This is a genomic window from Blautia acetica, assembly GCF_038739805.1.
Lineage (GTDB): Bacteria > Bacillota > Clostridia > Lachnospirales > Lachnospiraceae > Blautia.
Genome location: NZ_JBBEWO010000008.1, coordinates 35,220 through 59,436, shown reverse-complemented (window position 1 = coordinate 59,436; position 24,217 = coordinate 35,220). Strand labels below are relative to the sequence as shown.

The window sequence follows — 24,217 nt, the reverse complement described above, 5'->3', positions numbered from 1 at the left end:
TCCTGATTCTTTCCTATCTGAATCTCATTTCTGATTTTCTCTGAACGATATTCTAGTTTACACTATTTCCCCTCAGAAATCAACCAAAGCCACCTTCTCACACGATCTCCATTATCCGCTCTGCCACAAATACAGCCACGCAGGAAAACAAAGCCACAGTCACCAGACTTTGTTTCTTCAGCGCCAGCAACACGGCCACTGCAAATCCAGCTAAAGCTGACACCGGAGATTGCGTTGCATACAAAATGGCCGGAAATGTCATAGCCGTCAGACATGCATATGGAATATAGTATAAAAAAGAACGGATATAACTATTCGAAATCTTCTTCTGAATCAAAGTCAGCGGCAGCATACGAATCAGATAGGTGACCCCTGCCATGACAAATATATATGCGTAAATCATGATGCTTCCTCCTTAATGGGAAATAATACAGCCCCAATTCCCGCAGCCAGTACGGTGCAGATAATCATGGAAAAACCGGAAGAGATTTCTTTTAATCCCGGCAGATAGTAAAAGGCCGTGCTTAAAACCAGCGCAGCCACCGTCACAAGGGCCACTTCTCTGTGCTCTTTTGCCATAGGCACCACAATAGCAATAAACATACCGTAAAGGGCTACTCCCAAAGCGCTGATAATATCTGCTGGAAGCAGCGTTCCCGCCACAGCACCGGCCAGAGTGCCGCCTACCCAGCCGGTAACCGGAAGCAAAATCAGACCATACATATAAAGTTTTCCCACCGTCCCCGGCTTTGCACTGGCCACTGCAAAAATTTCATCGGTGTTTCCGTAAGCTATCAGCATACGGTTGCCTAAATTCACCGAAGAATCCAACTTCTGAGACAGCGAAAGGGACATCAGCGCGTAACGGATGTTTACAACCAGCTGTGTCAGCGCCATTTCCATAAGAGAAGCGCCGGACACAATCACGTTTAATCCGGCGAACTGCCCTGCAGAAGTCAGATTGAAAAGAGAAATCAACACCGCATGAAAGGGCGAAATTCCGCTCTTCACCGCCATCATACCAAACGTAAAACTCACTGAAAAATATCCCACACAAATGGGAACGCCATCTTTTAATCCATTTTGTATCTTATTATGTACCATCTTCCCTCTCCCGTACACCTTCCTGTCTGTTTTTCTCTATAAAGAAAAGGACTATCGCTCAAAACAACAGCCCTCTCCTCTTCTTATTCTCCCAGTCCACTTTCAATTGCATGCACTAATGTTTTTAAAGCAAGTTCTTCATCTTCGCCTTCACAAATTAATTCTATCTCATTTCCGCATTTTATACATGCACCAAGCACACTCAGCACACTTTTCGCATTTGCTGTATTTCCCCTAAAACGAAATGTAATCAAAGATTTAAATTTCATGGCCTCTTTGCACAAAAGCCCTGCCGGTCTCAGATGCAGTCCGGTTGGATTAATTATTGTTACCATTTGGCTAACCATAGCTTCACTCCCTGTTCTCTTTCTATTTTTCAGATGCCTCAATCAGCGCTACTTTAACCGTAATATCCTCTACCAGTTCATACCCTTCCGGCAAAGTAACTGTTACCGGCAAAGTATTTTCTCCTGCCTTTGCGTCCTTTAAATCAATTTTCATCTGAATATCATCGGTCTTCAGATTATCCAAATCTTCCTCTTTTGCTTTAATACGGGCTACAATCTTGTCCGGTTCAAATTTGTAATTCATATTTTCCGGTTTGTTCTCCACTTTAATCTGCGTTGGCGAAACCTCGTAATCCCTGCTATTATATGGCAATATCTTTACAGTTGCAATCACCGTGCTGTTAATATCTCTCGCCAGCTTCATATTTTCAGGAAGCAGTTCGCTGATATCCACTTTCACATCAAAGTCTGAATCCTTTCCGGAAACATCAATGTAACTTGCCGGTATAGTCAGTGTATTTCCCTCTACTGCCAGCTTCTGTAGCGCTTCATCTGTTCCGGCCAGACTAAGGGTTTCCGGTACAACACTAACGGAATCCACCTCATAACCATATTGGGGGGAACCGCTGTACTCTGACCCAATTTTTACATTCTTCTGCACTTTCCAGAACTGTGCCTGAATTTTTATCTTGTTGTCCTGAACACCTGCCAGATTCAAATAAGACAACTGTTTTTCTGAAAGCTCGTCCTGATTCTTATCATAAATTTTCAGTTCAGAATCCAACTCCACATTGCTTTCTTTCATACCTGTAACATCTATTTTTGCCACAACTTTATCAATTTTATTTATAATAGATTCCGGTCCTGAAATCGTCACTTTTTCAGGATTAGCCTGAAGGCTTCCCACTTCATAATCTTTATCCGGTGTTGTATCCCCTGTATTGACAGCAATGGTTTTTTCCACGCTGGTCTGGTTTTCAATGTCTACCTGAATATTTCTTGGTGTCACCGTAATATTGTCATCTGCAATTCCTTTGCAGGTAACTTCTACCGGCACCATTTTCGGCGTTGCATCCATGTATATCTGTGTCATATCTGCCTGAGCCACAATATCCTCTTTTTTCAGTTCCTTGATAACACTTTCCTCTGCTTTTATTCTTACCTTTACCGTATCATCACCGTCTATCAATAAAGGAATTTTCATATTGTTTGACAAATATGATTCATTTACCAAAGTTACCGGAATATCATAAAAAGTCTGCACAATCACAGGATCCTGAACATTTCTGACTATAAGCCAGATAAGAACAGCAATTGCCAGGGAAAGAATTTTCAGCGTAAATTTATTCATCAGACTTTTTTTCATTCTTCATCAGTCCCTTCCAAAACTTTCTTTTATGTTTTAGTTTTTCCTGCTTCACATTATTGTTCTGCTCTGTTTTCAGAATCTCCTTTAATTCCTCTTTTGTAACTCCTACCTGAAGTCTTCCGCGATTGGCCACAGAGACCCTTCCGGTTTCTTCTGATACAATAATGGTGAGAGAATCGCTGACTTCACTGATTCCCACACCAGCCCTATGTCTTGTACCCAAATTTTTATTCAGTTCCAGATTGTCTGACAGAGGTAAATAACAGGTAGCCGCCACGATTCGGTCTCCCCGCATAATGACGGCGCCATCGTGAAGAGGAGTATTATGTTCAAAAATATTAATCAATAGCTGACTGCTTATTAAAGAATCCAGATTGATTCCGGTTCTGATAAATTCATTTAAAATAGTATCCTCTTCAATTACAATAAGAGCACCTGTTTTTACCGCTCCCATTTCAAAACTGGCTCGCACAATCTCATTCACGGTTCTGTCGCTGAACCGACCCGGTTCTTCCTTTTTATTGCTTTCGAAAGGAATCAGGGTACTGACTATTTTCTTATGCCCCAGCTCTTCCAACGCCTTTCTGAGCTCCGGCTGAAAGATAACCAGAATCGCTGTAATCGCATACCCGCCTGCATTGTACACCAACCACAAAATGGTATTCATCTGCAAGAGATACGCCGCAAAAGTAAATATCAATACAATTAAAATTCCCTTTAAAAGAGAATAGGCTCTGGTATTTCTAATCCACAACATGAATTGATAGACAAATACGGCAATCAGCAGTATTTCTACAACATCAATCCATTTTATGGTAGAAAAGGACGAAAACGCCCCAAAATAATTTTTCAGAAAATCAAAAATTCTGCCCATTTTCTTCATCTCCCCTTTCTTCAGCAAGTTTTCATATCCTACTCTGTTTCAGAGGCAGATAACCGGGTTTTATAAGTCTTTCAGAGATTCCTCCAGCTGTTTTTCAAAGTCAAAGTTTTCCTCGTCAACTCTCTCTACTGGAATTGCATCATCATCCGGCTCTTTCTCCGGTTTTCTGTCATAATCAGATGATATGGTTTTTATGCTTTTTTCTTTCTGTGCCACATAAGATTTCGGGACAGCTTTTACATAATATACGTATTCATCATCTTCAAACTGTGTTTTTTCACTCCTAGAATAGTCCACACCCAAAACTGCAAATTCCAGTACAAATCCCACGATAAGGGACAACACTGCGGACAAAATCACACTTCCCATATGGACATTCACATTAAGGAACATGCCTCCTAATATCATAATCACAATATAAACTATAGCTCCTACTCCATCAGCCACTCTCCAGGAATAGTCAAAAGAACATCTGGAAATCGTATACACCAGCATCAGAACTACAGTAAAAGCCAGCACATTCAGCCACATTTCCTGATTTTTCATTAAACCATCCAGCAGAATCTGCAGCTTCTGAACAGCCTCTGTTTCTTTCCCCTGCAAAACTGTGCTCTTGTCCTTTACTATCTGCATAAAGAAATACAAAATCACACCGCACACGGAAGGAATCGCACAGGTCGGTCCTTTTAAAAGCCCTCCGCCAATGGGCACAGCCGCCGGAATATGAAAATGGAATGCCGCCGGAGTCAATACCAGCGCCAGACTATCCTCAGAGGTAAAACGCAGGAACAAAATCATCAAAAGTACAATCAAAAGTACTGCAAAGCCTGCCACCTCAATTCCTACGGAATAACAGTGCATAATAATCAATACAAAGCCTATCACCGTCATTACGTTAATCGGCAGTACTGCACAGATAATTGCCAAAATCAACACCACAAAAATATTGTCCAGCTTTTCCATAAATCCAAGACTGGAATTAATACTGCTAAACAACAAAAATGCCAGTAAAAATTTAAATACAGAAAGAAGCAATACATCATGCTCACTGTAAAAGTCTTTTATTTTCTGCTTCAACTCCAATAATACTGTCATGCTTTTGTTCTCCTCCCTGTAATTCTTCCATTTCGCCTTTCTTCTCTGTCATAGGCTTTTTTCATCTGGGTAAGTCCCTTGTAATATTCCTGGATTCCCTTCTGGGCCTTTGCATATTTCACAGAACAATAAATATACGTCAAAATACTGTATCCCACTACCATAATAATATACAGTCCGATAATCTGTAACGCCATAAGCGCCAGATTCATTTTATGAATATTCTCCATCAAATACTCGCTTCTGTATCCAAAATAAATCAACAGCAGCAGACCATAGGCTATGGTTGTCAGAAAGAAGTTTTTAATCAAGGCCAATCCTATATAATCACTTCTATAATAATTACTTATGGCAAGGTGCTTTTTTCCTTCTCCTGACTCATAAAGTGCCAGTTTATGCATTTTTTTGATTTTTTGGTTATTCAGCATAAAATACCTCTTTCCAAATTTCTCTTTTTGAAAAACTTATAATCATACATACTGTATTATAGCATATTCCTGATAATCGAATCAAGACCTTTCAAGTATCTGCTCCCATAGCTATGGTGAGAAAAAACACGTTTTCTGCCCCATTTCTTTTCAAAAGTTCTGCTGCTGCTTCTATTGTGCTTCCTGTAGTGTATATGTCGTCTACCAGCAGAATTCTTCTGTATCTGTTTTCTCCTTTAAGAAAAAAGGCATTTTTCATATTCTGCTTTCTCTCTCTGTAATCCAGTTCTTTTTGTGGTCTGGTATTCACTTTTCGTTTCATGAGACGGCTGTCCACTGGAATACATAAGGTTTTCCCCAATGCTTCTGCTATAAGTTCTGCCTGATTATATCCTCTTTTTTCCATTCTCTTTCGGTGCAGCGGAATGGGAATGATAATCTCCACACCCCAATTTCTGATAATTTCACGGGAATAAACTGCTGCGATTTGTCCATAAAAGCTTCCATATTCCTGGCGCTTTCCGTATTTCAGTTTAAACAATGATTCCTGAAGAACTGAGCCATAAGGAAAAATTCCAATCCCCTGGTCAAAAAGACGTGTTTTTCTGCAGTCTTTACAATATTCCTGTTCCTCTCTCTTTAAAGGCTTGGAACACCGGAAACATCTCGGCCCGGTAATGGGCTTTAACTTTTCCCTGCAAACGTTGCAGATTCTACTTCCCCCTGGCACTGCGATATCATGACAGACCGGGCAGCGCCTTGGGTACAGCATATCTAAAAATAACTTTCCTGCTTTTCTAATCAATAACTCTCCTTTATACGCAAATCCAGCGTGGTATATCTGCTTTGTTCCATCTGGTTATTTTCCATCTCAATAAAGGTTTTCTCATCTCCCACCAGCGTCACACATTTTCTGGCACGGGTCACTGCCGTATAAAGCAGATTCCTGTTCATCAACATTCTGGGGCCATGCAGAAGAGGAATCACCACAGCCGGGTACTCACTTCCCTGAGCCTTATGTATGGTAATAGCATAGGCCAGTTCCAACTCGTCCAACTGCTTAAAAGAATATTCTACAAATTTTCGCTCGTCAAATTCCACGGTAACGGTTTCTGCAAAAGTATTAATTTCTCTCAGAATTCCTGTGTCTCCGTTGAAAACACCCACACCCTTTTCCACCGGAATCCCATAAAGACCTCTTACTTCCCATTCAATCTGATAATTGTTTTTAATCTGCATAACCTTATCCCCTTCACGGAAAAGGCCATTTCGGTGTTCCTTCTCTTTTTTCCCGGTCTCCGGCGGATTCAGATACTGCTGCAGAATAACGTTCAGTCGCTCAACCCCCAGCAGCCCCTTTCGCATGGGTGTCAGCACCTGGATATCATAAGGCTCTGCCTGGACAAACTTGGGAAGTTTTTTCTGTATGAGCGTAATCACAACACTGATAATTACATTTGCATCATATCTTTTCAGAAAAAAGAAGTCCATGCTTTTATTGTCCAGCGTTACCGGTACACCTTGGTTAATCTTATGTGCATTCACCACAATATCGCTCTGAGAAGCCTGACGGAAGATTTTTACCAGTTCTACCACTGCAAACTTCCCGGAGGCAATAATATCTTTCAAAACGCTTCCAGGCCCTACACTTGGCAGCTGATTGACATCTCCCACCAGAATCAGTCTGGTGCCTGCTACTACCGCCGAAAGCAACGCATGCATAAGGAATATATCTACCATTGACATTTCATCAATAATAATAACGTCTGCTTCCAGAGGATTCTGTGCATTTCTCTCAAAATGAACTCCTCCGGAAGATTCCTCCGGCATACCCGTCAGTTCCAGAAGTCGGTGAATCGTTTTAGCCTCATAACCGGTAGCTTCAGTCATACGCTTAGCCGCTCTTCCCGTAGGCGCTGCCAAAGCAATATCCAGTCCCTCCATTTCAAAATACCGGATAATCGCATTAATGGTTGTAGTTTTTCCTGTTCCTGGCCCTCCTGTGACAATCAAAAGACCATTCTTTACCGCTTCCACCACTGCCATCTGCTGCTTTTCATCTAATTCTATATTCTCACTTTTCTGAATTCTTCTGATTTTATCCTGAATCACCCGCTCGTCCGCCGTATCTTTCAGATTCAGTTCATGAAGCATCTGGGCTGTATGCAATTCCGTCTGATAATACTGGCTCGCATACACCATTTTCGCTTTTCCTCTGGCTGTTTCAATCTCTTTTATAACGATTTTTCTGTCAATGGAAAGGTCTGCAATATGTTTTTCCATATATTCGGCCTTTACGCCCAGCAGCTGTTCTGCTCTCTCTAGAAGAAGTCGCTGTGGAAGGTATATATGTCCTTCTGCTGTGGACTGAAGTAATATGTACAGAAGACCGCTTCTGATACGATAGTCCGAATCTGTATGAATTCCAATACGGGCTGCAATTTCATCTGCCATTTTAAATCCCACACCCGTAATATCCTCTGCCATCTTATAAGGATTTTCTTTCAAAATACGATACATATCCTGTTTATACTGCTGATATATCTTTGCTCCCAAAGTCTGCGATATGCCGTAATGCTGCAAAAACATCATGGCTTTTCGCATATCCGATTTTTCTTCTACCTGCTGTGCAATTTCCCTGGCCTTCCTATCACTGATTCCTTTTACTTCTGAAAGCCGTTCCGGTTCTTCATCTATAATTCTGAGCGTATCATCTCCGAATTTTCTCACAATCCTGGCAGCCAAAGCCGCCCCCACACCTTTTATGGCTCCTGAGCCGAGATATCGTTCCATGGCCTGGGAATCCTGGGGAACCACCGCTTCATAAGCATACACAGAAAACTGCTGTCCATAAGAAGGATGTTCCGTATATTTCCCTTTTGCCCGAATATTCTCCCCCTCATTCAAATACTGAAATATACCTACACAGGTCAATTCTTCTCCGTCTACGATTAAGCAGGCAACTGTATATCCATTGTCCTGATTACGGTATATAATATGGTCTACATAGCCTTCTATAGTCTCTTCCACGTTTTTTCCCTCTGTTTTCCCGACTTTCTGCTTCTTACAGCCTGCCGTTCATTTTGCTCATCAACTCCATATACTGACCAGTACCAATTGCTACCGCCAGCGCCGGCTCTTCAGCCACTACTGTGTTGATGCCTGTTTCCTCTTCTATCAGTTCTTCCAGACCGCCCAGAAGTGCACCGCCTCCGGTAAGCACAATCCCTCTCTCAGCCACGTCAGCTGCCAATTCCGGCGGTGTTTTTTCCAAAATACTGTGTATGGTTTCCATAATCTGTGCAGATGCATCTTTCAAAGCTTCTCTGATTTCTTCGGAAGTCAGCGTCACGCTTTTCGGAAGTCCGGTAATAGTATCTCTTCCTTTTACTTCCATATTTTTTGTCTGAGGTGAGGCATACACAGTTCCTATCCGAATTTTAATATCTTCTGCAGTGCGCTCACCAATCATAAGATTGTGTTTTTTCCGCACATATCTGGTAATTGCCTCATCAAAATCGTCTCCTGCCACTTTTATAGATGTAGAAACCACCGTGCCGCCCAAAGAAATCACCGCCACATCTGTGGTTCCTCCGCCAATATCCACAATCATATTGCCGAAAGGTCTGGTAATATCAATGCCGGCGCCAATCGCTGCCGCAATTGGCTCCTCAATAATGGACACTTCTCTGGCCCCTGCCTGATAAGTAGCCTCTTCCACTGCCTTTTTTTCCACCTCGGTAATACCGCTGGGTGCACAGATACTGATACGCGGTTTTCGAAATGCTCTCTTTCCGATGGCTTTGGAAATGAAATATTTCAGCATTTTTTCCGTAACCTCGTAATCCGATATCACACCTTGGCGCAGCGGACGAACCGCCACAATATTCCCCGGTGTCCTTCCTATCATCTGACGAGCTTCTTCTCCCACCGCTCTTATTTTATTATTCTCCTTATCATATGCAACCACGGAAGGTTCCTTTAAAACAATTCCTTTACCCTTGGCATAAACAAGGATACTGGCTGTTCCAAGGTCAATTCCAATATCTGATGCTGCCATTTTACTGCCCCTTTCCTAAACCATCTAACCGTCAAATCCCGGTTTCTTTTTCATTATATACAACTTCCCCTTTATTGAAAAGGGGCAATCATCTCAAATATTTTGACACATATTGACCCGTATAGGAAAACGGATTGGCTGCAACTTCTTCGGGAGTTCCCTTAGCAATCACAGTTCCTCCCTTATCTCCGCCTTCCGGCCCGATATCAATAATGTAATCCGCTGTCTTTATTACATCTAAATTGTGCTCTATGACAACAACCGTATTGCCGCCCTCAGAAAGACGCTGCAGAATCTCTATCAGCTTGTGAACATCTGCAAAATGCAGCCCTGTCGTCGGCTCATCCAAAATATAAATGGTCTTTCCTGTGCTTCTCTTGCTCAGTTCAGACGCCAGTTTAATTCTCTGCGCTTCTCCCCCGGAAAGCTCGGTAGAGGGCTGACCCAAACGAATATAAGAAAGCCCTACATCATAAAGTGTCTGTATTTTTCTCTTAATGGAAGGCACATGGTCAAAAAATTCCAGCGCTTCTTCCACTGTCATATTCAGTACATCATAAATGCTTTTTCCCTTATATTTTACTTCCAGAGTTTCCCGATTGTATCGTTTCCCATGGCATACCTCACAGGGTACATATACGTCCGGCAAAAAATGCATTTCTATTTTCAGAATACCATCACCACTGCAGGCCTCGCATCGTCCGCCTTTCACGTTAAAACTAAACCTTCCCTTTTTATATCCTCTGGCCTTAGCATCGGCGGTAGCAGCAAACAAATCACGAATCTGGTCAAAAACTCCGGTATAAGTGGCTGGATTAGACCTCGGAGTCCTTCCAATCGGAGACTGGTCTATATCAATGACCTTATCTAACTGTTCTACGCCCTCAATACACTTATGTTTGCCCGGAATAATTCTGGCTCTATTCAGTTTTCTTGCCAGACTTTTATATAAAATTTCATTTACCAGGGAACTTTTACCGGAACCGGAAACTCCGGTCACACAGGTCATAATCCCCAGAGGTATCTTCACATCAATATTTTTCAGATTATTTTCCGCTGCTTTCCGAATCGTTAAAAACCCTGCGGGTTTTCTCCGCACAGAAGGCACCGGTATCTGCAGTTTCCCGCTTAAATACTGTCCGGTAATGGATTTAGGATTTTGCATGATTTCCTCAGCCGTTCCCATGGCTACCAGTTGTCCGCCGTGTTCGCCTGCTCCCGGTCCGATATCCACCACGCAGTCAGCCGCCCGCATGGTATCCTCATCATGCTCTACCACAATCAGTGTATTTCCCAAATCTCTTAAATGCTTTAATGTAGCCAGCAGTTTATCATTGTCCCTCTGGTGCAGACCAATACTGGGCTCATCAAGAATATACGCCACTCCCACAAGGCCGGAACCTATCTGGGTAGCCAGACGGATTCTCTGAGCTTCTCCGCCGGAAAGAGTTCCTGTGGCTCTTGCCAGTGTCAGATAATCCAGTCCTACATTCACCAGAAATCCGACTCTGGCCCGGATTTCTTTCAGCACCTGCTCTCCGATTATCTGTTGGGTAGGGGTCAGTTCCAGATGATTGAGGAATTCCTGCAGGCATTCGATGGACATAGAAGTAACCTCATGAATATTTTTATCTCCCACAGTCACAGCCAGGGCTTCCGGTTTCAGACGCTGTCCCTTACAGGAAGGACATGGCGTAATCCGCATAAAGCTTTCATATTCCTGCTTCATCGTATCGGAACCGGTCTCACGGTAACGCCGCTCCACATTCTTTACAATTCCCTCGAAAGCCACATCATAAATGCCTTCTCCTCTCTGGCCTTTATAATATACTTTCACCTCTTTTCCATTGGTTCCGTGAATCAGCACATCCTGGATATGCTGAGGATAATCTTCAAAAGGCGTATCCAAATCAAAACCATATTCTTTTGCCAGCGCGTCTAAAATGGCCCTTGTAAAACTGCCTTTGTCCGTGCAGGACTGCCACCCCATAACCGCAATTGCCCCCTGGGAAATGCTGAGACTCCTGTCCGGTATCATTAAATCCACATCAAATTCCATACGGTATCCCAAGCCAAAACAGGAGGGACACGCACCAAAGGGATTATTAAAAGAAAAACTTCTGGGCTCTATTTCATCAATACTGATACCACAATCCGGACATGCGAAACTCTGGCTGAAATTTATCTGTTTTCCATCCATGGTATCCACTACAAGCCTTCCCTCTGCCAGATTCAAAACAGTTTCTATGGAATCCGTCAGCCTTTTTTCAATGCCTTCCTTTACAATCAGACGGTCCACTACAATCTCTATATTATGCTTGATATTTTTATCCAGCTTGATTTCTTCGCTGAGTTCGTACAGATTTCCGTCAATCTGTACACGCACATAACCACTTTTTCCAGCCTGCTCCAAAAGTTTGGCATGGGTTCCTTTTCGCCCTCTTACCACAGGCGCCAGAAGTTGAATTTTCGTTCTTTCCGGCAGCCCCATAATATGATCTACCATCTGGTCTACAGTCTGTTTCCGAATTTCCCGCCCGCACTTGGGGCAATGAGGAATCCCCACACGGGCGTAGAGAAGTCGAAAATAATCGTAGATTTCCGTAACCGTCCCCACGGTAGAACGAGGATTTCGGTTGGTAGATTTCTGGTCAATGGAAATGGCAGGAGAAAGTCCCTCAATACTCTCCACATCCGGCTTCTCCATCTGCCCCAGGAACTGTCGGGCATAAGAAGAAAGTGATTCCATATAACGTCTCTGTCCCTCTGCATAAATAGTATCAAAGGCCAGAGAACTTTTACCGGAACCACTGAGGCCGGTAAGCACTACCAACTCATTTCTGGGAATATCCACGTCCAGATTCTTCAGATTGTTTTCATTCGCGCCTCTTATTTTAATAAATTGTCTTGCCTGCATTTTAACTGCCATAGTCTTTTCTCTCCAATAATATTTATCTTTATCTGCTTCCATCCGTTTTATTCGTAAAATAACTATATCATATTTCGAGGTCTTTTACAAACATTTGTTCTGTTTTTTAATTCACAAAAATCCGGACAGAAAACAGCGAAAAACTGTGTACTTTTTAATCCCGCATATGAAAAGAAACTGCCGCATTAAGGGCAGGTCGGGAACGGAAATACCTCTTCCTGACTGCTGTTAATACGACAGCTTTCTATTTTATACTTTTTGCTGCTCTTTCGTTCCTGAAGAACAGATATACTGCATAATATCTCTTCTCGTCACAATTCCAATAAAATTTTTCTGGTCATCGATTACCGGTACAAAATTCTGACGCATGGCCTTATCCAGCAAATCCTCCATGTCCGAATCCACCCGCACCGGCGTATAGTCTGCCCTTCTCTTAAAAGAAGTAATCGGCACTTCCTCTGCACCTTTCAAATTCAAATCTCCGCGTTTTTTTAATCCCCACAATAAATCGCCTTCTGTAATCGTCCCCACATATTTGCCTTTTTCGTTAATAACGGGTATGCAGGAATATTTATGGTATTCCATTTTTTCAAGCACCTGTCTCAAGCTGAAAGTATCATAAATATAAGCTACATCTACTTTGGGGGTAAGAAAAAATAAAATATTCATGGTGTTCCTCCCCTGTTTTCTCCCTTTATTCTGCCACACTGCCACAGAGAAATCCAGAACAAAAGCATTAAACTTTATTAAAATTCTATAAAGTTGTATTACATGTTAATTTGTCAGTCAAAGAGAAATTCTGACAGGACTGCATTGCTTAAAAGAACACCTTCTTCTGAAAGATACACCCTGTCCTTATGTTCCTTCAACATCCCGTTTTCCAGACATTTGTGCAGAGCCTTTTCATAAACCATATCCATTTCCTGACCGAAAATGCGGCGAAATTCTTTTCTGGATACGCCTCTTGTCTTTCTGAGCCCCAGAAACATAAATTCTTCCATCTGCCGGGCTTCCTCCAGAAACTGCACGTCCTCCCGCATGGTTTTGGGTTGTCCACAGCGTTCCAGGTACGTTTTCATATCTTTTGTATTACTCATGCGAATATTTCGCACCATAGATGCTGCTCCAAGTCCCAGCCCCAGATAGTCGCCCCGTTCCCAGTATTTCAGATTGTGGCGGGATTCTTTCCCCGGTTTTGCGTAATTGGAAATTTCGTATTGCTCATAGCCCTGTTCCTTTAAGAAGCTTCCGGTCCACAGATAAATTTCCCGGCTTTCCTCTTCATCGGGAAGAAGTTCCTCATGTTCTGCATATTTTTCATAGAAAGGAGTTTCCGCTTCTATAATAAGCTGGTATACGGAAATATGCTCCGGAGACAAAGCAGACAACGCAGCCAGTTCTTCTTTCCACTCCTCCAGTTTCTGCCCCGGTATAGAAGAAATCAGGTCCACACTAATGTTGGTAAATCCTGCCTTTCGAGCCAGTTCATAGCTTTCCAGAAATTCTTCGTAGGAATGGATTCGCCCAAGGACCTCCAGTTTTTCATTCTTCACAGACTGCAACCCTATACTGAGACGGTTTACACCATTTTCTTTGTAACACTGCAGCTTTTCTTCCGTTACTGTTCCCGGATTCATCTCCAATGTAATTTCCGGTTTCTTTTCCAATTCAAAAACTTCCTGAATGTTTCCAAGAACTCCTTCCATCTGTCCGGCTTCCAGCACAGAAGGGGTTCCGCCTCCCACAAAGACGGTAGATACCCGATAGCCTCTGGCAAATTCCCGGTAGCTTTCGATTTCCTTTAACAAGGCCTGCACATAGGTTTCCTTTTCCTCTGATGTTCCGCACCAGGATAAAAAGTCACAGTAACCGCATTTTTTTACACAAAAAGGAATATGCACATACAACCCTAACTCTTTCTTCATAAATACCTTCCCCGATTTCTTATTTATCGTCCAGCTTCAGCACACTCATAAAGGCCTTCTGCGGAATTTCTACGTTTCCAATCTGGCGCATACGTTTCTTTCCTTCCTTCTGTTTTTCCAGAAGTTTTCTCTTACGGGAAATATCGCCGCCGTAACATTTTGCCAGTACATCTTTTCGCATGGCTTTTACCGTTTCTCTGGCAATAATTTTACTTCCCACAGCCGCCTGAATGGGGATTTCAAAGAGCTGTCTCGGGATTTCCTCTTTCAGCTTTTCACACATTTTTCTGCCTCTTTCATAAGCAGAATCTGCAAATACAATAAAGGACAATGCGTCTACTTCTTCTTTGTTTACCAGAATATCCAGTTTTACCAGATTGCTCTGCTCATATCCCAGCATTTCATAATCAAAGGATGCATAACCTCTGGAACGAGATTTCAAAGCGTCAAAAAAATCATAAATAATTTCATTTAAAGGCAGGTGATAATGCAGCAGCGCTCTGGTGGTTTCCATGTATTCCATGCCCTGATACTGCCCTCTTCTCTCCTGACACAAATCCATAATCGGTCCAATGAACTCTGTAGTTACCATAATTTCCGCCTTTACCATAGGCTCTTCCATGTATTCGATTTCTGACGGGTCGGGAAGATTGGACGGGTTGGTCAAGTCAATAACTTCTCCGTTGGTCTTATGCACTTTATACACAACGCCAGGAGCCGTTGTCACCAAGTCCAGATTATATTCTCTTTCCAGTCTCTCCTGAATAATTTCCAAATGTAACAGTCCCAAAAAGCCGCAGCGGAATCCAAATCCCAGGGCGATAGAGGTCTCAGGTTCAAAAAACAGCGACGCATCGTTTAGCTGCAATTTTTCCAGGGCGTCACGCAAATCCTGATATTTCGCTCCGTCTGCCGGATAAACACCACAGAATACCATGGGATTCACTTTTTTGTATCCCGGCAGAGGTTCTGCACAGGGACGGTCAAAATCTGTGATGGTATCGCCTACCCGTGTATCCGTTACGTTTTTAATGCTGGCTGTAATGTATCCTACCATACCTGCGGAAAGTTCTTCGCATGGAATAAACTGTCCAGCTCCGAAATACCCTACTTCCACAACCTCTTCCACAGCTCCGGTTGCCATCATACGGATTTTAGTACCTTTTTTCACAGTTCCTTCTTTGATACGGCAGAACACAATAACACCTTTGTAGGAATCATAAATAGAATCAAAAATCAATGCCTGCAGCGGATTTTCAGGACTTCCTGACGGCGCTGGAATTTTCGTTACAATCTGTTCTAAAACCTCTTCCACATTCAAGCCTGTCTTGGCTGAAATCAAAGGTGCGTCCTGTGCTTCAATGCCGATAACGTCTTCAATTTCATTCATAACACGTTCTGGTTCCGCACTGGGCAAGTCAATTTTGTTAATAACGGGAAATACATCCAAGTCATGGTCCAGGGCCAGATAAACATTGGCAAGGGTCTGAGCCTCAATCCCCTGGGCTGCGTCCACTACCAGAATGGCTCCGTCACAGGCTGCCAGGCTCCTGGATACCTCATAGTTAAAATCCACGTGTCCCGGTGTATCAATCAGATTGAAAATGTATTCTTCTCCGTCCTTGGCTTTGTATACAATACGCACAGCCTGGGACTTAATGGTAATTCCTCTTTCTCTCTCCAAATCCATATTGTCCAGAACCTGGGCCTGCATTTCCCGGTTTGTCAGAAGCCCTGTCTTTTCAATAATCCTGTCTGCCAGGGTAGATTTTCCATGGTCAATATGGGCAATAATACAAAAATTACGAATTTTGCTCTGGTCTATTGATGGCATATAAATTCCTCCTATGCTCTTTTCTCCTATATCTCAAACATACAGTCTGAGTATATCATGATACTCAGTGGTTATCAAACAAATTTCTGTACTGGATTTTCTCATATTCCTGAATTTCTTCAAATTGCAGGGCTTCGTCCCAGGTGAACCATTCTCCCTGACTGTTTTTCACACCGTAAACATTGACAATCGGGTAGCTTTCGTAAAGGTTTTCCAGGTATTTCTGATAATCTGTCAGCGGAATGCCTGCCGCTTCACATAGCAAAGAGGACAAATAGTTCAGACTGATATTTTCATATTCTTTCTCTGTAATATCATAATTTGCGTAAATCATAAAAGGAACCTGATATTCCAGAGCTGTTTTTTCCGCCGGATTTCCTGTGGCAGTCTCTGACAAAGCCTCATACAGCTCTTCCTCTATCTTAGGATAATGGTCGCCGAACATACAGACTACCACAGGTTCTTCCTCCTGTTCAAAATACTGTAGCAATTCTTCCAATGCCCTGTCAGATTCTTCTATAAGAGTTAAATATTCCTCTGCCCATACAAAATTTTCTCCGGGACTTGTAATCTGTATAGGATTCGGCATACCTGCGCCTGTGTATCCACCGTGATTCTGCATGGTCACATTGAAAAGAAAGACCGGTCCTTCCTCCTTACGTTTCTCAAATTCTTCTATCAGTATGCTGTAATCTCCTCTGTCAGAAACCAGATTCCGCAGTGTTTCCGGATTTTTCATATTCTCTAGATAGAGGGACGCATCAAAATCCAAAAACTGATATACATTTTTCCGATTCCATCCACTACTGTCCATAGGATGTATAAACACCGAGGTGTAACCCTCATCCTTTAACTGACTATTGAGGCTGGGAGTTCCCTGTTTGACATAATTCTGATAAGGAATGGTTCCGCTTGGAAAAAACGCATTGGAAAAGCCTGTTAAAAACTCAAATTCCGAGTTCGCTGTCCAACCCCCGAAAACAGGTACGCTGGCAAATCCCTTTATGACATTTTCCTGCCTTGCATCCCAGTTTGGCATAATCTCTCTACTGGTTTGTATCGCTCCCAGCTTTCTGAAATCGGAAAAGGATTCATTCATAATAGCAATGATATGGGGATTCTCAACATTTTCGGTTTTTTCCACTTTTAGACTCGTCCCTCCCAAAGACCCTTTTTCCAATTCCAAATCCGCAGCCGCTTTCTGCTGATATCCGTCAGGCTTCTGCACTTTCAGAAAAGGAAGTCCTGCTGCAAAATCCAACAAGGCCCCATGGTCTTTCTCGCTAGCCTCCAGTTCCCACAAATAAGGTTTTACAGAATAAGTTTCCAAAAAAGTTTCATTGGATATCAAAAAAGATAAAACCAGAACAAAGCAAAGGCTAACTGCTCCAGTTGCTATGCGGTCTCTTCTGTGATTTTCATAAGAAAGATAAAAGGCTGCAATAATGAGCAGGATTGCCCAAAGAATAACCGCTACTCTCTTTTCCGTAAAATCCAGTGTATATCCTCCTGCCACATTTGCGGCAGTCTGAATTGCATAAACATCTGCAGCCCGAAGTCCGTTTCCCCGGAACTCTTTTACAAAACTGTATAAAAGTCCGTAAAATGTAAAAATTCCGGTTCCCACAGCTATTGTCCATGCAAAGCGATTAATGAAAAAATATAAAATCACAAAAACTGTCAAGATTAAAAAATAATTCAGAAATACAAATAAAAATTTCATCTGTGCCACGGAATTATCGTGCAGTGTCTCTATGGCACCCAAAGCAAATGCCGGAGCTGCTAAAAATAAGACAACAGACAGACATTCTCTCACCTTATCTGATACTCTTATTTTTCCCAAAAGTCCCAAAAGCAGAACTCCATCCAGGCAAAACAAACCGCGCAGTTTTTCCGTCTCGGCATTCAGTCCCTTCTCCAGGAACACCCAGAAACATATGTACATCAAAAAGGCTGCTGCTGTACCTGTACTCCTCAGCCTGCTACTTTCCTTAAACATGTATTCATACAGCCTTTTCCCACTTTCCAGTATTTTTCCATTTCTTACTTTTGTGTTTGCATTTATCTTTTTCATGCTTGTAAATTCCTCATAATTTCAAAATTTCCGTATCTATACACAAGGAGGCTTTTGCAGGAAAAACATTTGGAATCATGCCCTTCCTGCGAAAGCCTCATTCTTGCGTTATCACATCATAAATTCTGTAATTCCCCACCTGATTTTTCAGTTTAAACTTCACATTGTCTGATTCAAATTCGCTTAAATCACGATTCGTTAAAATATGCTTCACATTCAAAGTTTTCAGTTCTTTTGCAGGCAATGTAATATTTAAATGGTCCGGAGCAGTCTGGGGATTCTCAAAAACAGTTTCTCCGTCTTCTTTCAGCTGCATGAAAATATGTACATACCTGTTGTAAGTATCCTCATAGATTCCTGTCGAATCCAGCTTTTTCCAGCGTTCCAGTACCGGATAGGTATTGGTGCAGTTTATGGTTGGCGCCCCTGTCATAATCGGAATGTTAATACAGGGGAATCCTATATTCTCCACTATCCAAAGCCCTTGTTTATCATCACTGTCTGCCTCGGCAGCAACTGCCTGTACTAATGGATTGGTATAAATAACATCTACGCCTTTGTGAATAGGATTGACAAACGCTCCGTTTAAAACCGCCAGAACGATACAGCCCCAGGCAAAAACTGTGCTTTTCCATTTGTACCACAGTATTCCCACAAGAATTAGGGAAACTGTAAGAATTACACAGACTGCTGCTACCTGCCTCTTTGCCACATACAGTTCCGGCAGACTTTTATATAGAAATACCATCGTTCCTCCGGCAAAGAAAACTCCAACAATTCCCACAGCTGCTTTTCCCGGCGCCTTTTCTGAAATTACAGACGCATACAAAAGCAATATCAGACTGATAAAGCCCACTGCCAAAACAACTCTGTCTGGCTGACAATTACTAAGCAGAGTTGCTTTTGCCAGAATCTCCGGCCATGGCAAAACACAATAAGCAGTCAAAAAGACTGTTCCTGTCAAAAGAGAAATCAGCATGGCATCCCTTTTCTTTTCCTTTATAAGAACCCATAATCCCACAAGGATTCCCAATGGAAAAAAGGAAATCACACTGGCCTCTTCACACACATTTGTTCCGCCAAAAGCAGGCTCCATAAAAGGATACAAAATCCCCTGTGCCCAGTTAAAAAGTTTTCTGAGTGCTCCTCCTCCCGCAAAACTCCTTGTTCCGGGATAAGCAGTATTCATCACGGTCTGTATGGTATTCCATGATTTGCAGACAATGGCTCCCATTGCAATTCCCAGAATCAGCAGAGCGCCTAAAATAACAGGAATATCTTTCTTCCAACACCACAAGTCTTTTTTATATTCTTTTGCTGTGATTCCTATAAGTAAAAACAGGAATACATATCCCAGCGGAATCTGCCATGGCGGATAAAATACCAGAATATAGCAACCTCCGCACCAAGCCAGTCCCAAAGCCAGAAGTATCTTTTTCCAATACTGCCTCTGGTTAAAATAAGCAGACACAATCAGCAAAACTGCCTGCCCAAACACCAACATCTCTACCAGTCCGTTAATGGCAAACCACCACTGCACAACAGGCGACAGACTGAGAAGTGCAGAATATGCCACAGCATAAGATTTTCTTCTGTTAAAAAGATACATACCAAGTTCAAAAGAAATCATAAGTAACGCAAGAAACCGCCCGCACCAGAAAAAGGAAAGGCCTCTGGCTGGTGCAAACAGCAGATATCCCCACTGAAAGGGCCGAAAAATCACTTCCCAGCTCAGAACCGGTTGTCCATACACAATAAACGCGTCTGTTTTCGCGCCTCTTAGAGTCTCTGAAAAGTAGGGAAAGCTCCCGTCCTTTGCAAAATACTGTGAAAATGCCATAGGTGTGTTCACAGCCCATTCATCGCTCCGAATCATTCTTGCTTGTCCAAACAAGTCTCCGTCTCCGCTTTGAGATTGTATTCCTATAAAATCCTCCCACATAGATATGGAAGAACCGCTTAATTCCAAAAATCCACTGACTGCAAAAACAACTACAATAATCAGATATCGAAAGCGATACAGAATTTCTCCTATTCCTGTACTTCTCTTTTTGCTATTTTCCATAAATTTCTCCTTAGCTGAATCGTCTCACTTACTGACAATATTTCAGAAAATACGGCGTATAAAAAGCTCCGTGAGCGATAAATAGTATGATCCAGAATACAGCCGTTGTATAAGATGTATCTTTCCATTTCCCTTCCATTTTATCTGTATAAAACAGCAGATACAGTGGAAAGAGCAGCGGAATATAGTACCTTGCCTGCACGCCGGCAATCTCTGTGCTTCCTACCGGTGTAAAAGATACATAGAGCGCAGACCAGAGCAGACCTATAATCATAGCCAGCACAAAAGCCAGAATTACTCTGTATGCAACAGCGGTTTTTTTAGAAAAAACAAAGCGCTTTTTCTTCTCTGTAAACGCCACGGCAAAACAGAATACTGCTGCCATAGCATGGAGCTGATGCTTGCCTGCATAGGCCAGATTGGCCACCGCATCACCTCCGAATATATAGGAATTCAGACTTCCATAAAAGTTTTTCCAGAACACGGCCAGATAACCGAGTGGGTGCTGCATAACCAGAGCCAGCTGTTTTCCCACATCGGTTGCCCCACCTCTGGAATCTCCTTCCACACTTCCACTTGCCGCAGGCAGCAACAGTGTCATAATCATAGCCACGCAAATAATCACTGCAATGCCTTTACACAATACCATTTCCCATTTTGTCCGAAACTTTTCTTCAGGCAATGCCAACAACAACGCTAGAATCGGAATATAGACTGGTTTCGGACAGCTTCCTAAAATAAAGACGAAAGCAATCAGAATTTGCTTTTGCCAGGTCAGCTTTCTGTCTATATAGAAAAATTCCTCTATTATCAGCACAAACCCCAGTGTTACAAACGCAATCACAGAGACATCATAAGTATAGGAAACCGCCTGCAAAAGCGCTGTAGGCATCAGAGCTATTGCCGTCAGAAACATTTTTCCTACAGGTACAATTTTAATAGCCAAAAACATTACCAGCACATATAGAAGCAGATTTGCGGCCTTACCCAGCAAAAACTGCACATAAAAAGGCAGGCCAAGAGCCTCTGCTGCTTTTACAGCAAGCGCCATATGAAGTTCACCTATGGCATTTAAAGGATTTGCGGCTTTTTCGTAGTCCTGTGCCTGTATATCCGTATTCTCATTGAGATACTCTATCTGCAGCTGCTTTTCCTCTTCTGATAAAAAAGCAGAGCCGTCTATGGTTTCCGGATACTGGGTGATATAGGCTTCTGCTACGCTTTGCGGCACTTGTCCCTCTTCAAACCAATGAAACGTCTTGTTAAAATGTATATGTTCATCCCAGCTTACACACTCCGGCGGCTGCAGGGCTATCAGCAAAAGCCCAAGGCCGATACCATATACAAGAAAACCGTATTCCGGCTTCTTTCCAATCTGTTTTCTCCAACAAAAGGCTGACAGAACCAGTAAAACAAAAACAAACGCATACGCAGTTCTATACCAGTTCCAATTCCAGCTGTTTTCTATGGTAAAATTATACAGACGTACTCCCTGAGGTACTTTTATTTCTATCTCTGTAACATAATCTTTCAGATTCACCACGGATTCTTCCAGATTCTTTCTGCATACATCCCGGATTTCCCTTACTTCCGAATTTTTATAAATATCCTTTGTATGAATTTTTATAATAGGGACAAAGTCCTCTCTTGCGGTATAAGAATACTGAAATTTATTTATATAACGTTCAGGAAAAATAATCTTTATTCTGTAGAAGCCTTCTTCCGCTCCATTTTCGTTTACTCCTGCCTCAGGTTCGGATAATTTGATATACTGTTTTTCAATCTGTTCCTTCTCGGCCTGGTGTCCGCCTTTCAGAGAGCGCCTGTAAGTATTCATCTCATACAGCCCTTCAAAAAGCACTCCTGCCAGCAGGCTGATTCCTAAGAGCAAGAATAATTGGAGAATCCACTTTCTCCCCGCTGTCTGTTTTTTCTTTTTCTTCATTTCTGCAGTTCCTCACTCTCTTCTTCTGCTTTTCTTTTCTGCTCCTCCAGCAGCGCCATCTCCTGTGTCAGTCTCTTCACCTTGTTTGACAGCCTGGACACAGATACTGACAGCGAAAAAATAATAGGCAGCATAAAGCAAAATCCTGCAAAGAACAGCATATTCATCGGCTGGCTGATTCCCAGTACATGGGCCAGCCATGTAGTAAGTTTCGGAAAGCAGGTAAAAATAATAATCCCTGTCCCCAAAGCCAGCCATACCAGACTGTATTTCAGTTCAATTCCCTTATTTCTGATTTTATTTATCACATAAAACATAGCCAGAAGGGTAATTACAACAATTAAAATCTGAATGCGAATATTCATCCTTTCCCTCCTCTGATTTTCTCAATGGCAATGGCCAGGGAAACCTTTATCATATAATACACAGATTTCTTCATGGAAATAGACGATACTCCACCCATGCGCTTCCGCATAACCACAGGGATTTCCTTCACCTTACAGTTTCTCTCCAGAATCGCAACAACACTTTCCGGCTCCGGATAATCCTTGGGATAATTGTGCGCAAATTCTTTCATAACCTTCCGATTCACCAGCCGCAGTCCTGAAGTAGGGTCCGTAATCCGCACCCCTGTTAAAATTTTAATCAAGGCGCTGAAGTAGCGAATCCCTACTCTTCTCATACTCGAGGATTGAAAGCCTTTTTTCTCAATAAACCGGGAGCCAATCACCATATCCAGTTTTTCCTTCTCCAGGGTTTCTGCCATTTCATTTAAGAAAGCAGGGTTATGTTGTCCATCTCCATCCACCTGCACAGCCATATCATAACCATTTCTGTATCCATACAGATATCCGGTCTGCACAGCACCCCCAATTCCCAGATTCACAGGCAGATTTATCAGGTGAAATCCATGCTGTTCACAAATTTCCCTTGTATTATCTGTAGAACAGTCATTAATTACAATATAATCAAATTCCGGTGCATACTTCTGAATGTCCTTTACCGTTTTTTCTATACAGGCACTTTCGTTATAAGCAGGAATAATTATCAGTTTCCGTTTTTTCATTCCAGTACTCCTTCTTCTGCCAGCTGATGAACCTTATGTGCAGTCTTCTCCCAGGTAAAAAGCTGATGTACTCTTTTCTGTGCTTTTGCCGCTGCACGCTTGCGTTCCTCCTCATTTGCCAGTACACGCTCCAACTCTTCTTTTAAGCCTTCTACGGTAACCTGTTCCAGAATGGTTCCATAGCTTCTGTCCACCAGCAGTTCCCCAGAACCGCCCCGGTTGGTAGTTATCACATAGCAGCCCGCCGCTGCTGCCTCCAACACGGAAGTAGGAAAACCCTCGGGATATTCCGTGGGAAGGCAGTAAATCTCTGCCTGACCTAAAAGAGAGGCTATATTTTTAAAATCCAACCTTCCAAGCGGCTTGATTCTATGGCTTTCACAGGCTTTTACCCCTTCCATTTCTTCCCCGTCCCCCGCAATAAAAAGACAGACCTCCCTGGAAGTTTCCATTTGCTCCACAGCTTTTATCAATTTAAAAATCCCTTTTTCCTTCAGCAGCCGTCCCGTGTAAACAATCAAAGCCGTATCTGCCTCCAGACCGTATTTTTTCCTGAAATCTTCTGTAGGATTTTGGGCAATTCTTGTAATATTTTCTGCATTTACCGCATTATACAGCACACCTTCTGCCTGAATATGAAAATGCCGAAGCCATTTGCAACAGGCTTTTGAAACGCCGAAATACTCCCTGCAAAGCCGCCTGTCTCCCCAGGTTATCACATGCTCTACAGCCGCAAAAACCAAATCAGGAAATTTTTTTCCTACTGTCATGTGGCTGGTTCCATGGTCTAAAATTAAACAGCGGATACCTCTCCTTTTAGCAAACCAGGCTCCTAAAAGTGTGTGTGGATAAAACCGGGCATTTATCAGAACCAAATCAAATTCTTTTCCCCACAGTTTTTTCCATGCTTCCCAAAACTCTTTATTCGGCTTTGTCACCGGATATCTGCCGCTCATAAGATTATAGCAGGGCAGACGCAGAACACCGATACCGTCCATAACTTCAAAACTCTTTTCCTTTACATCATTGTTTGTAACAATCAAAACCTCATCTCCCATAGCCATCAGAGCCTTTGAAAGGTTATAGGTATATCTCTCAATTCCTCCCAGATAGGGAAAATAGTGAGAGGCAAAAATACATATTCGTCTCATAA

At 42.5% G+C, this 24,217-nt stretch carries 20 protein-coding genes; all 20 read right to left on the bottom strand.

Annotated features, from left to right (window positions below):
* Nucleotides 1-97: 97 nt before the first annotated feature.
* Nucleotides 98-403, bottom strand: coding sequence for an AzlD domain-containing protein (locus tag WBS51_RS07390; protein ID WP_173747899.1), 306 nt, complete (start codon nt 401-403; stop codon nt 98-100).
* Nucleotides 400-1,104, bottom strand: coding sequence for an AzlC family ABC transporter permease (locus WBS51_RS07385; RefSeq protein ID WP_173747901.1), 705 nt, complete (start codon nt 1,102-1,104; stop codon nt 400-402). The genes WBS51_RS07390 and WBS51_RS07385 overlap by 4 nt, the downstream gene beginning before the upstream one ends.
* 83 nt (nt 1,105-1,187) lie before the next feature.
* Nucleotides 1,188-1,451, bottom strand: coding sequence for an HPr family phosphocarrier protein (locus WBS51_RS07380; protein WP_173747903.1), 264 nt, complete (start codon nt 1,449-1,451; stop codon nt 1,188-1,190).
* A gap of 22 nt (nt 1,452-1,473) precedes the next feature.
* Nucleotides 1,474-2,742, bottom strand: a complete 1,269-nt coding sequence (locus WBS51_RS07375; protein ID WP_302702790.1) for a CdaR family protein — start codon at nt 2,740-2,742, stop codon at nt 1,474-1,476.
* Nucleotides 2,735-3,634 (bottom strand): diadenylate cyclase CdaA, encoded by a 900-nt coding sequence (cdaA, locus tag WBS51_RS07370; protein WP_173747907.1) that lies wholly within the window; start codon nt 3,632-3,634, stop codon nt 2,735-2,737. Before cdaA ends, WBS51_RS07375 begins: the two co-directional genes overlap by 8 nt.
* A 69-nt stretch (nt 3,635-3,703) precedes the next feature.
* Complete coding sequence (locus WBS51_RS07365) at nt 3,704-4,738, bottom strand: hypothetical protein (RefSeq protein ID WP_294459640.1); 1,035 nt, start codon at nt 4,736-4,738, stop codon at nt 3,704-3,706.
* Nucleotides 4,735-5,166, bottom strand: a complete 432-nt coding sequence (locus WBS51_RS07360; RefSeq protein WP_173747911.1) for a hypothetical protein — start codon at nt 5,164-5,166, stop codon at nt 4,735-4,737. The genes WBS51_RS07365 and WBS51_RS07360 overlap by 4 nt, the downstream gene beginning before the upstream one ends.
* 91 nt (nt 5,167-5,257) lie before the next feature.
* Nucleotides 5,258-5,971, bottom strand: a complete 714-nt coding sequence (locus WBS51_RS07355; protein WP_226853476.1) for a ComF family protein — start codon at nt 5,969-5,971, stop codon at nt 5,258-5,260.
* The gene (gene recD2 / locus WBS51_RS07350) at nt 5,968-8,196 is read right to left on the bottom strand and encodes an SF1B family DNA helicase RecD2 (protein ID WP_173747912.1); all 2,229 of its coding nucleotides are present in this window, start codon (nt 8,194-8,196) and stop codon (nt 5,968-5,970) included. Before recD2 ends, WBS51_RS07355 begins: the two co-directional genes overlap by 4 nt.
* A gap of 34 nt (nt 8,197-8,230) precedes the next feature.
* Nucleotides 8,231-9,226, bottom strand: coding sequence for a rod shape-determining protein (gene mreB / locus WBS51_RS07345; protein ID WP_291681484.1), 996 nt, complete (start codon nt 9,224-9,226; stop codon nt 8,231-8,233).
* Nucleotides 9,227-9,314: 88 nt separating this feature from the next.
* The gene (gene uvrA, locus WBS51_RS07340) at nt 9,315-12,155 is read right to left on the bottom strand and encodes an excinuclease ABC subunit UvrA (protein WP_294459647.1); all 2,841 of its coding nucleotides are present in this window, start codon (nt 12,153-12,155) and stop codon (nt 9,315-9,317) included.
* A 249-nt stretch (nt 12,156-12,404) separates the two neighbouring features.
* Complete coding sequence (locus WBS51_RS07335; RefSeq protein WP_173747917.1) at nt 12,405-12,824, bottom strand: CBS domain-containing protein; 420 nt, start codon at nt 12,822-12,824, stop codon at nt 12,405-12,407.
* A gap of 113 nt (nt 12,825-12,937) precedes the next feature.
* A complete protein-coding gene (hemW, locus tag WBS51_RS07330) occupies nt 12,938-14,080 on the bottom strand; it encodes a radical SAM family heme chaperone HemW (protein WP_291681487.1) in 1,143 nt (380 codons plus the stop codon).
* A gap of 19 nt (nt 14,081-14,099) precedes the next feature.
* On the bottom strand, nt 14,100-15,914 hold the full coding sequence (lepA, locus tag WBS51_RS07325; RefSeq protein WP_173747921.1) for a translation elongation factor 4: 1,815 nt from the start codon (nt 15,912-15,914) through the stop codon (nt 14,100-14,102).
* A gap of 64 nt (nt 15,915-15,978) precedes the next feature.
* Nucleotides 15,979-17,988: an LTA synthase family protein gene (locus tag WBS51_RS07320; protein WP_294459650.1), complete on the bottom strand. Its 2,010-nt coding sequence runs from the start codon at nt 17,986-17,988 to the stop codon at nt 15,979-15,981.
* Between the two features lie 97 nt (nt 17,989-18,085).
* Nucleotides 18,086-20,053 (bottom strand): DUF7657 domain-containing protein, encoded by a 1,968-nt coding sequence (locus WBS51_RS07315; RefSeq protein WP_291681491.1) that lies wholly within the window; start codon nt 20,051-20,053, stop codon nt 18,086-18,088.
* 28 nt (nt 20,054-20,081) lie between these two features.
* Nucleotides 20,082-21,998: a DUF2142 domain-containing protein gene (locus WBS51_RS07310; protein ID WP_173747927.1), complete on the bottom strand. Its 1,917-nt coding sequence runs from the start codon at nt 21,996-21,998 to the stop codon at nt 20,082-20,084.
* Nucleotides 21,995-22,363 (bottom strand): DUF2304 domain-containing protein, encoded by a 369-nt coding sequence (locus WBS51_RS07305; protein WP_173747929.1) that lies wholly within the window; start codon nt 22,361-22,363, stop codon nt 21,995-21,997. The genes WBS51_RS07310 and WBS51_RS07305 overlap by 4 nt, the downstream gene beginning before the upstream one ends.
* A complete protein-coding gene (locus tag WBS51_RS07300) occupies nt 22,360-23,064 on the bottom strand; it encodes a glycosyltransferase family 2 protein (protein WP_173747931.1) in 705 nt (234 codons plus the stop codon). The genes WBS51_RS07305 and WBS51_RS07300 overlap by 4 nt, the downstream gene beginning before the upstream one ends.
* The gene (locus WBS51_RS07295; RefSeq protein WP_173747933.1) at nt 23,061-24,215 is read right to left on the bottom strand and encodes a glycosyltransferase family 4 protein; all 1,155 of its coding nucleotides are present in this window, start codon (nt 24,213-24,215) and stop codon (nt 23,061-23,063) included. Before WBS51_RS07295 ends, WBS51_RS07300 begins: the two co-directional genes overlap by 4 nt.
* Nucleotides 24,216-24,217 lie beyond the last annotated feature (2 nt).